The 15,757-nt window shown below is 62.1% G+C and carries 10 protein-coding genes; 7 read left to right on the forward strand and 3 right to left on the reverse strand.

Features of this window, described 5'->3' with window-relative positions:
• Nucleotides 1-72 precede the first annotated feature (72 nt).
• Complete coding sequence (locus tag PLANPX_RS01690) at nt 73-2,484, forward strand: hybrid sensor histidine kinase/response regulator (RefSeq protein ID WP_152097048.1); 2,412 nt, start codon at nt 73-75, stop codon at nt 2,482-2,484.
• 474 nt (nt 2,485-2,958) lie between these two features.
• On the opposite strand, the gene PLANPX_RS01695 is transcribed toward PLANPX_RS01690, so the two are convergent.
• Nucleotides 2,959-4,134, reverse strand: a complete 1,176-nt coding sequence (locus PLANPX_RS01695) for a cupin domain-containing protein (protein ID WP_152097049.1) — start codon at nt 4,132-4,134, stop codon at nt 2,959-2,961.
• A gap of 419 nt (nt 4,135-4,553) precedes the next feature.
• Between PLANPX_RS01695 and PLANPX_RS01700 the strand changes: the two genes are divergently transcribed.
• From PLANPX_RS01700 to PLANPX_RS01725, 6 genes are all read left to right on the forward strand, one after another.
• Nucleotides 4,554-6,152, forward strand: a complete 1,599-nt coding sequence (locus PLANPX_RS01700; protein WP_232536276.1) for a DHA2 family efflux MFS transporter permease subunit — start codon at nt 4,554-4,556, stop codon at nt 6,150-6,152.
• Nucleotides 6,153-6,343: 191 nt separating this feature from the next.
• Complete coding sequence (locus tag PLANPX_RS01705; protein WP_152097050.1) at nt 6,344-7,045, forward strand: YoaK family protein; 702 nt, start codon at nt 6,344-6,346, stop codon at nt 7,043-7,045.
• A gap of 462 nt (nt 7,046-7,507) precedes the next feature.
• Nucleotides 7,508-7,993, forward strand: coding sequence for a hypothetical protein (locus PLANPX_RS01710; protein ID WP_152097051.1), 486 nt, complete (start codon nt 7,508-7,510; stop codon nt 7,991-7,993).
• Nucleotides 7,994-8,493: 500 nt separating this feature from the next.
• Nucleotides 8,494-8,772, forward strand: coding sequence for a hypothetical protein (locus PLANPX_RS01715; protein WP_152097052.1), 279 nt, complete (start codon nt 8,494-8,496; stop codon nt 8,770-8,772).
• 1,512 nt (nt 8,773-10,284) lie between these two features.
• Nucleotides 10,285-11,547, forward strand: coding sequence for a putative DNA modification/repair radical SAM protein (locus PLANPX_RS01720; RefSeq protein ID WP_152097053.1), 1,263 nt, complete (start codon nt 10,285-10,287; stop codon nt 11,545-11,547).
• Complete coding sequence (locus PLANPX_RS01725) at nt 11,544-13,013, forward strand: UdgX family uracil-DNA binding protein (protein ID WP_232536277.1); 1,470 nt, start codon at nt 11,544-11,546, stop codon at nt 13,011-13,013. The genes PLANPX_RS01720 and PLANPX_RS01725 overlap by 4 nt, the downstream gene beginning before the upstream one ends.
• Nucleotides 13,014-13,038: 25 nt before the next feature.
• Here the strand turns inward: PLANPX_RS01725 and PLANPX_RS01730 are convergent, their stop codons facing one another.
• On the reverse strand, nt 13,039-14,706 hold the full coding sequence (locus PLANPX_RS01730) for a tetratricopeptide repeat-containing sulfotransferase family protein (RefSeq protein WP_152097054.1): 1,668 nt from the start codon (nt 14,704-14,706) through the stop codon (nt 13,039-13,041).
• A 153-nt stretch (nt 14,707-14,859) separates the two neighbouring features.
• The gene (locus PLANPX_RS01735; RefSeq protein WP_152097055.1) at nt 14,860-15,654 is read right to left on the reverse strand and encodes a hypothetical protein; all 795 of its coding nucleotides are present in this window, start codon (nt 15,652-15,654) and stop codon (nt 14,860-14,862) included.
• Nucleotides 15,655-15,757 lie beyond the last annotated feature (103 nt).

Below are 15,757 nucleotides of genomic sequence, written 5' to 3' on the forward strand. Positions count from 1 at the left end.
TATTGTCCTGGGCCGGCGGTGCGTTGTCTAGCGTTGCAGTGGGAGTTCGCATCTAACAACGGTTGAGTCACTATGGCGCCATCTTGGCTGCGTAATTTGCGGCTGCGGCATTTCTTCGATCAGTCGCACGAGAGTCCGCGCTCTCAAGCGACCGCGTATGTGACGGCGCTCATCGCGACCGCGTTCGGACTGCTGCTGCGCTACTGGCTCGCCCCTCACATCGGCGAGCGCGGACTCTACAGCACCTTTCTGCCGTCGGTGATTTTCGCGGCTTACTTCGGCGGGCTCTGGCCGGGATTGTTGGTGACGTTTCTCTGCGCGTTGCTGGGGCACTTTCTGCTCGACGATTTCCTGACGGAGTCGTTGGACGGAGCGGTCGGCGAGACGGTGGCGCTCGTGCTGTTCGTCATCACCGGCGTCTTCATCAGCGCCATGAGCGAAGCGCTCCATCGGGCCCAACGGCGGTTGCTTGCCGAGGCGCGGCTGCGCGCCGACGAAGCGCTGCGGCAAACGGAAGAGCGGTTTCGCTACCTCGTGACGAACTCGTCCGACGTCATCAGCGTGTTCGACGCTGAGGGGAATATTCTCTACCAGACGCCGTCGGTCGAGCGCGTGTTGGGGATTGCGGCCGACGAATTCATTGGGAAGAACATTTATCGCGACGAGATTATTCACCCCGACGATTTACCGCGGAAGCAAGAGTTTTTCGAGCGGTTACTCGCGTCGCCGCAGGAACTGATCAAAGTGGAATGCCGGCTGCGGACCGCGACCGGGTCGTGGCGGAACGTCGAGGCGATCGGCCAGAACCTGCTGGCCGATGCGACGGTGGCGGGGATCGTCGCCAACTATCGCGACGTCACCGAGCGAGTCGCCTTCGCGACGGAACTGCTGCATGCGAAGGAAACCGCCGAGCAAGCCAATCGTGCGAAGGGCGAGTTTCTGGCGAACGTCAGCCACGAGATTCGCACGCCGATGAACGCGATCATCGGCATGACGGAACTGACGCTCGATACGCGGCTCGAACCGAATCAAAAGCAGTATCTCGAAACCGTCAAATCGTCGGCTGACAACCTGCTGGTGATCATCAATGACCTACTCGATTTTTCGAAGATCGAAGCTGGCAAGGTCGAACTCGAGCAGGTTGCGTTCTCGCTACGTTCGATGATCGACGAGACGATTCGTACGCTTGCCGTGCGGGCTGATCGGAAGGGGCTGCCGCTCGCCGTGTCGGTGGATGCGGACGTTCCGGACAGGCTTCTTGGCGACGTTGGCCGTTTGCGGCAAGTGGTGATCAACCTTGTCGGCAACGCGATCAAGTTCACTGAGCGCGGCGAGGTCGCGGTCGGCGTGGAACTGGCCGGCGACGACGAGGCGTCGAGCGACACGCGAAGAATTCGCTTCACCGTTACCGATACCGGCATCGGCATCCCGTCTGAAAAGCTGGCTGCGATCTTCTTGCCGTTCGAGCAGGAGGATACGTCGACTACCCGCAAGTACGGCGGGACGGGGTTGGGACTGACGATTGCCGCCCAATTGGTGGAACTGATGGGGGGCTATATCTCGGTCGAGAGCGTCGCCGGCGCGGGGAGCTCGTTTGCGTTCACTGCGTCGCTGCTGATCGACGCCAGCGAGCCGGCACCGGTTGAGCTGCCGACGCCGGATGCTCTTACGCTTCCCGGCGGTTCGGTTGCCGCCCAGCGCTCGCTAAAGATTCTGGTCGCCGAGGACAACGAGTTCAATTCGCAGTTGATGGAGCAATTGCTCCGCCAGCGCGGCCACGGAGTGACGCTGGCCCGCAACGGTCGCGAGGCGTTGACGCTTGCGTCGAACGGTGCGTTCGACCTGTTGCTGCTCGATCTCCACATGCCGGAGCTCGATGGCTTTCAGGTCGTTGCGGCGATTCGCGCGGCGGAAGCGGGGACCAAACGACGGCTACCGATTTTCGCGCTTACCGCTCGCTCGGGAACGGAGGATCGCGATCGGTGCCTCGCGGCGGGGATGGATGGGTTTCTCACGAAGCCGATCCGTGGCGAGGCGCTCAACGCAGCGTTGGCGACTTTTACTAGTACGAACACGATCGCCGCGCCTGCTTCGCCCGCAGTGGAGCAGAAGAACGCACCGCCAGAAGTTGCCGGCGATTCGCTGCTCAACTTGGATGTGATTTCCGCGAGTTGCGGCGGGGAGCCGGCGATTTTGGAGCGGATGAAGGTCGTGTTCGCCGAGCAACTTCCGGCATTGTGGACGGGCGTTCGCGACGCCTTTAAAGTAGGCGATGCGGCGGCCCTGCGCGAGGCGGCCCACAAACTGAGCGGAATGCTTAGCGCCTTCTCCAGCATCGCGGGCAGCGTCGCGACGGCGATCGAAGAGCACGCTGCACGCAACGAACTGACTCCATGCGGCCCGCTGATGGACCGCATGGAGTCGTTGTGCCAGCAATTGCTGCGCGAAGTCAATTCGATTGATGCGACGCAACTACTTGGTTGACTAGGCTTTGCCCCCAAAACGCCTTCAATTGGAATTGGAACTCCGGCGCTAACGCTCGCAAGATAAGACAACGTCCCAGCGTGACGGCCGACAATAGCCCAGCAATTCACAGGATTATGCATCTGTTATCAGCCCCCGGCGGGGGCGGCATGATGTAGCCAGGGGCGTCAGCCCCTGGTTCAGCGCATCGTGATGCCCAAAGCCCCGGGAGGGGCGACACACTCCTATTTGTTGAGGACGAACAGTACCGCCCCTCACGGGGCTGAGAAAGCTGTTTGGCCCGGAGACCAGGGGCTTGCGCCCCTGGCTACATCACTCGGCCCCTTCAGGACCGGGATTGGCGGCAACCCATGCCGCTAGCAAGTACATAATCCTGTTCATTGCTGGGCTATTGTTGAATCTCCCTCCGGGAGAAAAAGATGCAACTCGCTCGAACAGCACTTTTGGGACAAAGCCTAGCGTGCGTGCGGATCGCTACCGCGTCTCTGCCGCGACGAAGACCTCTTCATGCGGGATGTCGTCGAACGAATCGGCCGGTTGGCTGAAATTCGTCGCGAGCACATCCTTCGGATTGCCTGTGAGCCATTGCGAGATGCCGATCGAAGCGTAAACGCCGCTATTGAAACCGATCAGCAAGCGGGCGTCGCCGTCGCCGATGTTTTCGATCGAGTGGCCGTAGCCTTGCGGGATGTAGCCGACGTCGCCCGCTTCGAGAATCTCCGTGCGGAAGCGACCGTGCGAGCCGAACAGCGTAACACTCACCTTGCCTTCGACGACATATTGCCATTCGTCGGCAGTGGGGTGCCAGTGAAGTTCTCGCAAGGCGCCGGGCCGCAGGTCGAGGATGACGCCGGCCATAGTCTTCGAGATGGGAAAGTTCGTCGAATCGACGCGCCATTCTTGCCCGCCGGCGAAGACGCCGTGCGGCGGTTCGGCGAGCATGCGATACTTGTGCGTGAGCGGCGGTTGTTGCGTGCCATGCAGCGGGGCTTGCGCGACCTCCGGCGGCACGGCGCCGCGGGCGAAGTAAACCTCGCTCGTGGGGTAATCGGCCAACTGCGACTCGTCGACGCCAAGGTTCTTGGCCAAGAGCGCCTTCGGCACGTGGCCGAGCCAGTCGGTGACGCTGAAGGTGCCGAACTCCGAGAAGTAGCCGTTGTCGAAGATCAACACGAAGTGGCACGGCTCGTTGCCGAGGCATTCGAGCATGTGCCCATGGCCGCGGGGGAAGAACCAGATATCGCCCGGTTCAAAATCGTTCGTTTCGGAATTGCCCTGCGGATCGATCACCGTGGTGCGGACGCGGCCTTCGACGACGAAGGCCCACTCGGCGGCGGTCGCGTGCCAGTGCATCTCGCGCATGGCGCCTGGTTCAAGCCGCATCGAGACGCCGGCGATGCCTTTGGAGATTGGCAGCTCTTCGACGGTGACTTCTTTACCCTCGCTGTTGCCGATGATCTTGCCGACGGAACGTTCGAGGGCGAACTTGAACGTCGGGAGTTCCTTGTCGGCGAGGAGCGGATCGGGGACGTTGTTCATGAAGCTCGTATCGCCGCCGTTGGCGTCGCGGGGCGGCATTGGCGGGGCCAAGCGACTGATCATGCGAGCGGACGGCGGGACGGCGGTCGGCGTTTCCAGGCTGGGCGACATGCTAAACTCCCTCCAAGTTAGTTGAGTCGGTTGGTTCGTCGCGGCTCGAAATGGTGCGGCGGCCGCGTTGACGGGACGGCCCAAGGCAAGCGTCGTGCCGATGCGGTTTTGCTTGGTTTTGGGGCGGCTTTGCGTGTGGAGAAGATGTTGTGGCGACGAAATAGTTGTCGCGGAGGCAAGTTTTTATCCGCCGCTTGGACTGCTGCCTCGTGAATGTGAACGGGTGCCACTGGCATCTTGCCAGTGAGAAGTGTCGAGCGAGTACCTGCTTCAGCACTGGCAGGATGCCAGTGGCACCCAAATGATGGCTGAGCATCGGCATCGTTGCGTGACTCTGGCCCGCGAATTGCCTTAGCGGCGGCGGGGCCATCGCCGGTTCCCACGGCCGAGTCTTCACGACGACTTCAGGGACCTGAACTGTGGCTCAACCTGCAACGCCTGCGAACGCGGCCATCAATCCGTGGATCATTGCGGCCGCGGTGGTCGTGCCGACGTTTATGGAAGTGCTCGACACGACGATCGCCAACGTCGCGCTGCGGTATATCGCCGGCGGCATCTCGGCGGCGGAAATCGACGCCGAGTGGGTGATCACCAGCTACTTGGCCGCGAATGCGTTTGTGCTGACGATCAGCGGTTGGCTTTCAGCGCGACTAGGGCGACGCAATTACTTTTTGCTCTCGATCGCCATCTTCACGATTGCGTCGGGCCTGTGCGGCATTGCGACGAGCCTGTCGCAGATCATTGCTTGTCGCATTCTGCAAGGTCTCGCCGGCGGGGGGCTGCAGCCTTCGAGCCAGGCGATCCTCATCGATACGTTTCCGCCGGAGAAGCAAGGGACCGCGATGTCGGTGTTCGGCGTCGCGGCACTCATCGGGCCGATCGTGGGACCGACGCTCGGCGGCTGGTTGGTCGACACCTATAGCTGGCGATGGATTTTTTACGTCAACCTGCCCGTCGGGGCGTTGGCGTTCGCGGCGAGCTACTTTCTGGTGCGTGATCCAGAATACCTGAAGGAGCAGCGGGCGAAGCTGCGGAGCGAACCGCTCAATCTCGACTACATCGGCATCGGCCTGTTGGCGCTCGCGATCTCCAGTTGGGAAATCTTGCTCAGCAAGGGGCAAGAGTGGGATTGGTTCGGCGACCCGTTCGGCCGCATCCAGACCCTGACTATCGTCCTGACGGTTGGCGCCGCGATCTTCGTCTATCGGTCGTTGCGGCGCGAGAATCCGCTCATTAATTTACGCGTGCTCGGCGAACGCAACTTCACGATGTCGGCGATCATTATCTTCAGTGCGTTCTCGGTGCTGTACGCCGCGAGCATCGCGCTGCCGGCGATGTTGCAAACGTTGTTCGGCTACGACGCGTTGCATGCCGGGCTCGTGCTGTCGCCGGGCGGTATCTCGTCGATTTCGATGTTGGTGATTGTGAGCGCCCTACTCGGTCGCGGCTTTGACGCCCGCTGGTTGATCGCCACGGGGCTCGTCGTGTTGGCGATTTCGAATTACTGGATGGCGTACATGAACCTGGAGATCAGCCCGTGGCAGGTGATCGCGCCGCGGATGGTGCTCACCGGCGGACTCGGGTTGATCTTCGCGCCGATCAACGTCGCCGCGTATCTCTACATCCCGCGCGAGCTGCGTGGTTCGGCGATCGCCCTCTTCAGCCTGTTGCGGAACGAAGGGGGGAGCGTCGGCACCTCGATGAGCCAAACGATTCAAGAACGGCGCGAGCAGTTCCATTTGGCGCGATTGAACGAGCTGCTCGATCCGCTTAACCCCTACGTCAGCGAGTATTTCGCTCAGGCGAAAGCATTGTTTTTGAAGCAATCTGGCGATCCCGTCGGGGCGCACCAGATGGCGCTGCAAAGCTTGGACGACCTGCGGCAGCAGCAGGCTTCGTCGCTGGCGTACTTCGACGTGTTCTGGCTGGCGGCGGTGCTGGCGATTTGTCTCGTGCCGCTGGTGCTGTTGATGAAACGGTCGGTGGCGGAAAAAGGGGCGCATGTGGGGGCGGAATGACGATATGTCCCGTGCGCGACTGCATTTGATACATGGCTGAGAGGGCATTGCACCAACAATCCATTGTGGGAGGCGTCTCCGACGCCGATTCCGTTCACCACCACAATGTCTGGTGGCAGCTTGCGGCCGCTTCGGGGTCGGAGACCCCTCCCACAGATTTCTGGTGCAAAGCCCGTGGCTAGGCATGAATAATGAGTGAAGGCAAAACATCGCCGACCGACGGGACCTGGGTCCGCTCTGCGCGTGCGGCGGCATTTGCGTTCGCCGGCGTTGCCGGGTACGTCGATGCGTATGCGCTGATTCAGTTCCAGGTGTACGCCTCGTTCATGAGCGGCAACACGACGCGCGGGGGCGTCGAGGCGGCGTCGGGGCGGTTTGCCATCGCGGCGCTCAGCCTGCTCGCGATCGTCTGCTTCGTGCTCGGCGCGTTTATCGGCGTGACGTTGCTTCATTCGTTGAATCGCCGTGCGGGTCGCATGGTCGCGTTGATCGCCCTGGGGCTCTTGGTGGCGCAAGCGTTGCTCGATGCGTTCAGCCCGCAGGCGTGGCTTTCCGTGGCGCTATTGTGCGTGTCGATGGGCGCCCTCAATTCCACGATCACGCAGATTGGCGGGCAGGCGGTCAACATCGGCTATGTTTCCGGCGGGCTGCACAAACTGGCCGAGCACTTGGCGCTGGCGTGGCTGCGGCTGCCGGTCGACGCTGCGGAAGGACCGCACGACACGCACCTGCGGCGTGCGGTGCTCATCGGCGGGCTGTGGGCAGCGTTCTTAGCCGGCGCCTTTTTGGGAGCGCTCGCTCAGCATTATTGCCGGCAGTGGGTTCTCGCCTTTCCGATCGCGACATTGATCGTCGCGGTCATCTCGCCAGCCCGCGGCGGTCGTACGGTGTGACGCTGGCGTCGAGCTCGAGGTTGAAACTGGCGCCGCGAGACGTCGTGTCGCGTCGCGTGCGAGTCGCAATGCGATTTTAGGCGACACTAAGGTTTTGTTCTAAGTGGCGACCGCCGCTCGTGTTGCGGCGATGGTCGAGTTAATGTCGCGTCGCGGAGGCGACATTAAGGAGAGTTTGGAGGCGCGAGGCGCTGGTTCTCAGAGCCGGAACTGGAGGTCGCGCGGATCGACAACAGAGCGACAACGGGGCGTTGGCCGCGGTTGCTGGATCGGCGGGGCGTGAGTTTTCAAAGAGCGCGCGGACGTTCGTCGAAACAGAATGCCGCACGTGCGAGCCTAATCGATGGAGCGGCGTTTTGCAGCGCGCGATTTTCGGCCACTCGTTGGCGCCAATAGTGAAGCTGACTGGCGGGGGGGGCTGCCAATTAGTTCCCGCCCTCGTCGTCCGCTATACTGCCCCGAATGCTCACCTACCTCCGCTATGGTCTGGCGACGATCTGCTTCGCGCTTAGCGTGGCGTGCTGGGGATTGCGGTGGTGGGCTTCGATTAAGGGAGATTTCTACTGGAGTTACTCACTGGCCTACGAGAAGGTTGTTTTGCTGTCTGCCAATGGCATGGTTGCTCTCGGAAAAATCCCGCACTTCTCGCGACGGTCAGGGATAGATCTCTATTTTTTCAATGTCCATGAAGAGGCGAGGTTCGAGAAGTTGGGCTACCCCGAGGGAGGCGACGAGAAGGTTGGGTGGTTTGGGGTTGTTGGACCGTTTTATTACTTCCCACTCTGGTATCCGTCCCTCGTCTTCGCCCTTCGTCGGCATCGCCGCCCTTCGCTTCGGCCGTCGTTTCACGCTCCGCTCGGCGACCATTGCCACGGCGATTGTCGCGTGGCTGTTGGGGATGACGGCGACGTTATGATGCAGAAACGTTGTCGCGTTGAAATCTTCTAAAGTGCCAAACCGCGATGGTGCACCCCGTGAACCAACCCACGGCTGCTGCCTTCGGGAGCCACCATTCGAGGAATCGCTCCGGTCCGGGGATTCGAAGAGGCTTGCGGAGAATCTATGCAAGCATTGAAATACGACTGCGACGCAGAGTATCGATGCGATTACGGTCGAAAAGTAGATAATCCGACACCACAAGCCAAACGGAAGAGTAATTGCCAATACGCCTAAAGTAGTCAGTAACAGCAACACTCCGGTCTGAAAGCTTACGTACGCAAACGAGATCGCAATGCACAAGGCTACAGCCTGAAGTGCGATTACTTGATGTGACCCGCGCATTGTTTCCCCGTAGCAAGAGCGTATTGCGACTCCGATCCAACAAAATTGAGCAGGCTAGGCGAGTATAAAGGCAGTCGATCGCTTCGGCAAACTACAGGGCGTATGCGTGCTGGCGATGAGAGAACCACTGCAACCCGCCCGCCTCGGCGGCGGTTAGAATGGGCGGCATGAGTGAAGCCTCAAAGCACCGCTACTTCCGCTTTAGCGTGAGGATGCTGCTTATCGCAGTTCCCATTGCCGCCATTCTTGTCTGGCAGGCAAGCATCGTCCACGAACGCAAGTCGCTCCTCGTTCGCGCCCAAGCCAGCGGCGTTCACGTCAAGTATGCCGATCAAGCAACGCTCTTACCCGCTCTGTTGGGAGATCGAGCCGTCTGGTCAATCGACGTTCCGCCAGATTCCGAATTCTATGGCCATACGACGAAGCTGCGCCGTGCCTTTACCTAGGCGTACATCAACTATCTTCCACCCGCCATGCAAGCAGTGAATCACGCGGTTCCAGTCGTTCCAATCGTCGTGGACGTTCCGCCCTCGTCGCCGCCGCTTCGTTCAGCGTGGTGGGGGTTCTAACTGACTTCTTCGGCGGCTCGGAATCCGGTAACTAGGTCTGTTTTCGCTAGGATGCCACGGGCATAGAATGCAGGACATGAGCAGCCAATTCGCAGAATACGCTTCCCGTCGTCGCCGATTCTGGCTGACTGTCTTGGCGTTCCTGCCGATCGCGGCGGCGGCACTGGTGCTTGTCGGCGGCGGCGCGTACTTCCGAATCGATAGGAAGCCATGGGCGGGTTTTGCCGCTACGGTGGTCGGGAGCGCTCTCATCGCCTGGCTAGTGAAAGCCGCCGTTGCATGGCATCGGCTGTCGAGTTGGCCCTGCCCTCAGTGCAACAAATCGTTTGTAATGGCGTGGTGGTCGAGTTGGCCCACCGATGAATGCAAACATTGCGGCGCAAAAGTCGACCGTTTGTAAGTCGCTTTCGCCCCGCCCTTCGCCAATGGGTATCGTGGAGGCATGGACATACTCGCTCAGCGCAGCTCGATCACGGAATCGCCGTTGGGCGTGTGCATCGTATTGGGCGTCATGGGAGTTCTGTATTTCCTTCGATGGAGGTGGCGGCAACTCACGCAGCAGTCTCCATTCCCAGTCTTTCGTCTCCTCTCGACGTTGCTGTTGATGGTCGCAACGGTCATTGGATTCGCCTACGCGGTGCGTTGGCTCGGAGCTCAATCCCCAGACGCCCCATCACAGCATTCGGAATCCGCCGCGCTTCCTTGAAGTTTGCGGCCGAGGAGCGACGGCGATAGAGCGGCGACATGACAACACTCTTCGCTTGGATGCCGGGGCCGTTCGAACTGCTGATCCTTGGTTCGATCATCGCCATACCGGGCGGCGCTATCGCCGTGATCGTTTGGCTGTTGCGGAAGAAATGATCGCTTCACGCCGCCTTTGCCGGCGGCGATTCTTCAGCTTCGTTGGGACAATCGAGTTCCGAGTCATTCAGTCGTCCCTCCGGGACTTCTGGATGAGTCGGGGCTCTTACCCAGCAATGAATTGCTGGGCTATTGTCGATATCTCTCTCCGGGAGAAGAAGGCGTGGCTTGCCTGCGACACGCTTTGCTCGAAATGGGCTTTGGGCACGACGCATCATTCAGTAACCGCACTCCCCTGCTCCGCTTTTGCGGAGCCCTCGAATCGCTGAGTGGCGCGCCAGTGCCTGCTCGCGAACGAGTGGTTTCCCCCCGTTCCGCCCCTAGCCGCCGCCCATTCATTCGCAAAACAATGGGCTGGCTCGTGCGTTCGTCGTTGCGTACGATGTGGTGTACGCGCGATCACAGTGTTCGCCTGATCACAATATGTGGCGGGCGTGGTTCACGTGTGGCGAAGCGGTTCGTCGCGATCGCCGCGAGCACACGGCTTGGTTCAAGCTGAGCGAGTTTGCCTAGACTCAACGAGGCGTCATGGACGTACGCAACAAACTCGAAATCCTCGCCGACGCCGCGAAGTACGACGCCTCGTGCGCGAGCAGCGGGTCGAAGCAGGCGCGGGCCGGCAGTTTGCTCGGCAGCACCGAGGGGATGGGCATTTGCCACAGCTACACCCCCGACGGGCGGTGCGTCTCGCTGCTGAAAATTCTGCTCACCAACTACTGCATCTACGACTGCAAGTATTGCATCAATCGCGTTTCGAGCGATGTGCCGCGGGCGCGGTTCACCGTCGACGAAGTCGTGCGGCTCACCATCGAGTTTTATCGCCGCAACTACATCGAGGGGCTTTTCCTCAGTTCGGGCATTATTCAGAACCCCGATTACACGATGGAGCAACTGATCGCCGTGGCGCGGACGTTGCGCGAGGTCCATCGGTTTGGCGGTTACATTCATTTGAAGACGATTCCGAAGGCGGCGGAGCGGCTGACCATCGAGGCGGGCCGGTGGGCCGATCGGATTAGCATTAACATCGAGTTGCCGACGGCGGCGGACTTGGTGGAGTTGGCGCCGGAGAAGCGGCGCGAAGACGTCGACGAGGCGATGGGCGATATTCGCGAGGAGATCGATCAGCGGCGCGACGATCGCAAGGCGGGGCTGAAGCCGCCGACGTTCGCTCCGGCGGGGCAAAGCACGCAGATGATCGTCGGCGCCACCGATTCGCCCGATGCGGCGATCCTCGGCACGGCGACCGATCTTTATCAGCGGCATCGGTTGCGTCGCGTCTATTACTCGGCGTTTAGTCCGATTCCGTTTGCCGACGATCGGCTGCCGCCCGCGTCGCCGCCGCTGGTGCGCGAGCATCGGCTCTATCAGGCCGATTGGCTGTTGCGGTTTTACGGGTTCAAGCTCGATGAGATTGTGACGCCGGCGGCGCCGAACTTGGCGCTCGACGTCGATCCGAAGTTGGCGTGGGCGCTGGCGCATCGCGATCAGTTTCCGATGGACGTCAATCGCGCGCCGCGGGAGTTGCTGCTGCGGATTCCGGGGATCGGCGTGCGGTCGGTGAACCGGATCGTCGACAGCCGGCGGCATCGGGCGATTCGGTTGGCCGACTTGCGAAAGCTGCGGCTGCCGTGGCGGCGGGTGCAGCATTTTGTGGCGGCGATTGATCATCTGCCGCGAGCGAAGGATTTGGAAAGCGAGTGGCTGCGGGCGCGGCTCGGCGGGAACGCGACGGGCTTGCGGCAGCTCGATTTGTTCGAGGCAGCGCGATCGGCTCATTCAGGCGAGGTGTGAGCAGCGTGCGCGTCATTGAGGTGGAACATTTTGAGGCTTGGCGGGCGGCGGCTCGTGAACTGTTGCGCGAGGGCGTGGCGGCGGGGGATGTTGATTTTTTCTCGCCGTCGGTGCAGAAGTCGTTGTTTGGGGGTGAGGATGGCGACGGGGGTGAAAGTGATGGAGGTGGTGGAGGCGACGCGCTGCAGCAGCGATCAGTGAAGGGGCAAGGCGCCGTTGCTCAACGACGCGATACTCCGACCGTGCCGCCGAACTTCATTAAGTATGCGCGCAGGGTTGCCTGCCATCGCGATGAGCAGCGGTGGAATCTGCTCTACCGCTTGCTGTGGCGGCTGACGACCGCAGAGCCGAATTTGCTGCACGTGGCGTTCGACGACGATGTGCGCCGGTTCGATCTGATGGCCAAGAGCGTGGGCCGCGATGCGCACAAGGCGCAGGCGTTCGTGCGGTTCCGGCGGATTGAAACTGAGGATGGCGAGCAGTTCGTGGCGTGGCATCGACCCGACCATCGCATCTTGCGGCTTGTTGGGCCGTTCTTTTCGCGGCGGTTCAAATCGATGCGGTGGACGATTCTCACGCCGGACGAGTCGGCGAGTTGGGATGGGGCCGCGCTCACCTACGGGCCGGGGGCGCCGGCGAGTGCGGCGCCGGCGGTGGACGATCTCGACGAGATGTGGCGGTCGTATTATCGCTCGATTTTCAATCCGGCGCGGATCAAGCTCGCGATGATGCGCCGCGAGATGCCGGTGCGGTATTGGGCGGCGCTGCCGGAGACTCAAATCATTCCCGAGATTCTTGCCGAGGCGCCGGCGCGCGTGGCCGCGATGTTGAAGTATGGCGCTGCGGGTACGCGAGCCGTTTCGGCGGCGGAGTTTTTGCCGGAGGCGCGCGATCTCGATTCGCTCGCGCGGGCGGCGGCCGGGTGCCGTGGCTGCGAGCTGTGCGAGCGGGCGACGCAAACGGTATTTGGTCGCGGGCCGAGTGCGGCGCGGCTAGTGTTGGTGGGCGAGCAGCCTGGCGATCAAGAAGATCAGCAGGGCGAACCGTTCGTTGGTTCGGCGGGCGAGGTGCTAAACCACGCGCTCGCTGCCGCCGGCTTGGCTCGCGATGAGGTTTATCTCACCAACGCCGTAAAACATTTTCATTGGGAGCCGCGCGGCAAGCAGCGGCTGCACAAGAAGCCGCCGAGTCGGGCGATTTCGGCGTGCCGGTCGTGGCTGGAAGCCGAGATGGCGGCGGTGGCGCCGCGCGTTCTTGTGTGCCTGGGCGTGACGGCAGCGCAGGCGGTGCTCGGGCGCGATACACGGGCGCTGAAAACCCGCGGCGTGCCGTTCGCTAGCGAGTGGTGCGAGCGGACGATCATCACGTGGCATCCGGCCGCATCATTGCGGGCGCGGATTGACGGAGAGCGGGAGCGGATTGCTCGCGAGCTTGCAGAGCATTTGCAAGTGGCTGCTCAAGCGTGAGCCGTCGACGCTGAGTTACGATGAACTAAGACGCTGCCTGCTCGTACCCAAACGCCTCGATATACGGCTGCAACGTTGACTGGCAAGGCTCGAGCTGCTTCGCGTAATTCTTCCAGCGGCCGATCGAGCTTGTGTAGAGCGGCTTCGTCACCGCCTCGTACGTCGGCGAGTGGACATGCTTTTCTTGGGCCCGCTGGCGGTAGTTGAGCACCGATTCGTCCCAAGGGAGTTCGAGAAACTCGAGCACGCGGCGGGCTTGCGATTCGATGTCAGCCACCGTGTCTTCGTAGCGGACCTCGATCCACGGGTTGGTCATCATCGTCCGCAGCTTGAGCCACAGCCGCATCGTGGCGGCGTACTCGCGCGCCGTTTCCTCGATGGTGAGATAGTGGATGCTGACCGGATTCAGCGGCAGCTGTTGCAGGAAGCAACTCATCACGACGTCGCGGGGATCGCGCAACGCGAAGACGATGCGCATGTCGGGGAAGACGCGGCCGATGAGCGGCAGCAGGCCGGTGAGGGCGGGGTTTTTGTCGAGCAGCATGCGATCGCCGATCGACTGGCGCAGCGAACCTTCCATCGCTTGCCAGTAGGCCGACCGCCGCGCCGAGATTTCTGCGTTCGGCTTGGCGTCGAAGATCGCCGGCGCCGGCGTCGTCATCGGGGCGCCTTCGCAGAGCGGAATATAGACCGTCTCCGACATCGCTGGGACTTCGTCCGCGCTGATGAGGCCAGGATGCGAATCGAGCACTTGTTCCAGTAGCGTCGTGCCGCTGCGAGGGTGCCCGGTGAGCACGGCCAAGCGGCCTGGTAACGACGCCAGTTGCGGCGCGGCGGAATTCCAACGCTGGAAGAGTTCTGCCGAAACGGCGGCGTAGGTGCGCTGTCCCGCGGCGGAGATGTCCGCGGCGTCGTACCGCACGTCGCCAGCCGCGCTACCGAGAATCCGTTTCGCCTCCGCCGCCGCGGCGAAGGCGCCGTCGTAGTCGCCTTGGCGATCGTTGATCAACGACAGTTGGTAATGTGCGTCAGCGCGAAGCTCCGGCGTCATCCGGTCGTTCGACGCGAGGAGCTCGGTTAATCGCTGGCGCGCCGACTCGACGTTCCCTTGGCGCCGGTCGACGACGGCGAGCAAGTACCGCAGCACATACTGATGCGGGGCGAGCGCGAGCGATGCTTCGGCGGCGGCTCGCGCTTCGTCCAGGCGGTGGAGCCGTTCGTACATGTGCGCCAGTTCGTAGAGCGTGCGGGCCCGCTCCGGCGAGTCTGGCTCCAGTTCCAATGCACGATTGAAGCAGCCGATCGCTTGTTCGAAATGCTGTAGTTGCACGTAGGTTCGTCCGAGCATGCACTGCAGGCGCGCATCGTCCGGATGGAGCCGACAGGCGCGATCGACGAGCTCTTGCGCCTCGGCGTGTCGAAAGCGCAGTGCGTACGCGCGGGCGACGTCGATGAGCAACACGGCATTCGTCGGTTGGCTTTCGAGGGCCCGTTCGTACAGACGAATCGCTTCGTCGTAGCGTCGCGCATGCCAAGCCGCTTGCGCCTTGTCGATGCGAACGTCGGGCGCATGGCCAAGTTGAGCACGGCGCTGCTGCTCGAGCTGCTTGCTTTTGTCGGCAGCGCCGTTGCGGGCGGTTCGAGGCGACGCCGGCTTCTTGCCATGCGGCTTTTTCTTACGCCCGGGGGCCATGTCGCCGTTCCTGAATCATGCCGCTGAAGAAGGTGCGACCGCAGTCGCAATGATCGTCTTAGTTTAGTCGGGCGATGCGCGGCTCGTAAATAAACAGAGAGCCGCCCGCTCCCCAAGCGGACGGCTCTCGTGTGCGACGAACCCAGCGTGCGGCTAGCTGCGCTTGCGGCGCGTGCTCAGCAGCGAAATTCCGGCCAAACCAGCCATGATCGCGCTCGAAGGTTCGGGAGTCGCCGACAGCGACGCGTCATCCAAGCAGTTGTCCGAGGCAGACCAGAACGCTACGCCGACCGGCTTGCCGATTTCGGCGGCGCCAGGCTGCACCGTCCAGCTGATGCTGATTTGCTGCCATGCCGCGCGACTCTGTGCGGCCGTGGAGCCAGGCGTGCGATTGACGAAGTTGTTCTGGTTGAAGCGATCGCCCGCGGGCGAGTAGCGGCCGTAGGTCAACGAGCCTGCTTCCGAGAACGGCTTGCTGCCGTCGTAGAGATAGAGCCAGACGCGCGAATCCCAACCCGGCCCGGTGACGTTGTCGCCGATGATTGCGGAGTTGTGATCGCCTTGCGCGAAGATCGAGAAGGTGTAGGTCTTGCCGGCTTCGAAGACTGCCGACGATTCTTGCGCGCTGTATTGACCGCGGCCATGCATGGCCTGAGTGCCGGTGCGCGGGGCGCCGCGGAGCGTCGATCCTTCGGCGTAAACAGAGTCGTAGATCCAGTTGCTGGCGTTGAAGCCGCCGTCGAGCGGCCCCGTGCCATCGGGGTTGCCGACCCAGCCGCTCGTGGGGCGGTAGACGTTGGCATAAGCGTAGCCGCCGCTGGGGAGGACGTACGCTTCGAAGCTGGGATCGCTCAGCGGCAGGTTGCCGGCCTGCACGAACGACGGCGTCCAGCAGCCGGCTGCCATCAGCGTGGCGGCCACGGCGCGTTTCCAATTCATCACTTTCATGAGACAACTCCTAGGTGAAATGTCGGCGTTGGCACGAGTGCCGCCTGCGGCGCGGTGGGCGCCTGAGACGCCGGTGCGTCATTGGCTGACGCGAAGAAGAGGG

Source organism: Lacipirellula parvula (assembly GCF_009177095.1).
Classification (GTDB): domain Bacteria; phylum Planctomycetota; class Planctomycetia; order Pirellulales; family Lacipirellulaceae; genus Lacipirellula; species Lacipirellula parvula.

What these genes read in the sequence shown, in the direction of transcription:
- PLANPX_RS01730 (WP_152097054.1), bottom strand. Translation starts at nt 14,706, where the DNA reads ATGGCCCCCGGGCGTAAGAAAAAGCCGCATGGCAAGAAGCCGGCGTCG.
- PLANPX_RS01695 (WP_152097049.1), bottom strand. Translation starts at nt 4,134, where the DNA reads ATGTCGCCCAGCCTGGAAACGCCGACCGCCGTCCCGCCGTCCGCTCGC.
- PLANPX_RS01715 (WP_152097052.1), top strand. Translation starts at nt 8,494, where the DNA reads ATGAGTGAAGCCTCAAAGCACCGCTACTTCCGCTTTAGCGTGAGGATG.
- PLANPX_RS01705 (WP_152097050.1), top strand. Translation starts at nt 6,344, where the DNA reads ATGAGTGAAGGCAAAACATCGCCGACCGACGGGACCTGGGTCCGCTCT.
- PLANPX_RS01710 (WP_152097051.1), top strand. Translation starts at nt 7,508, where the DNA reads ATGCTCACCTACCTCCGCTATGGTCTGGCGACGATCTGCTTCGCGCTT.
- PLANPX_RS01690 (WP_152097048.1), top strand. Translation starts at nt 73, where the DNA reads ATGGCGCCATCTTGGCTGCGTAATTTGCGGCTGCGGCATTTCTTCGAT.
- PLANPX_RS01720 (WP_152097053.1), top strand. Translation starts at nt 10,285, where the DNA reads ATGGACGTACGCAACAAACTCGAAATCCTCGCCGACGCCGCGAAGTAC.
- PLANPX_RS01735 (WP_152097055.1), bottom strand. Translation starts at nt 15,654, where the DNA reads ATGAAAGTGATGAATTGGAAACGCGCCGTGGCCGCCACGCTGATGGCA.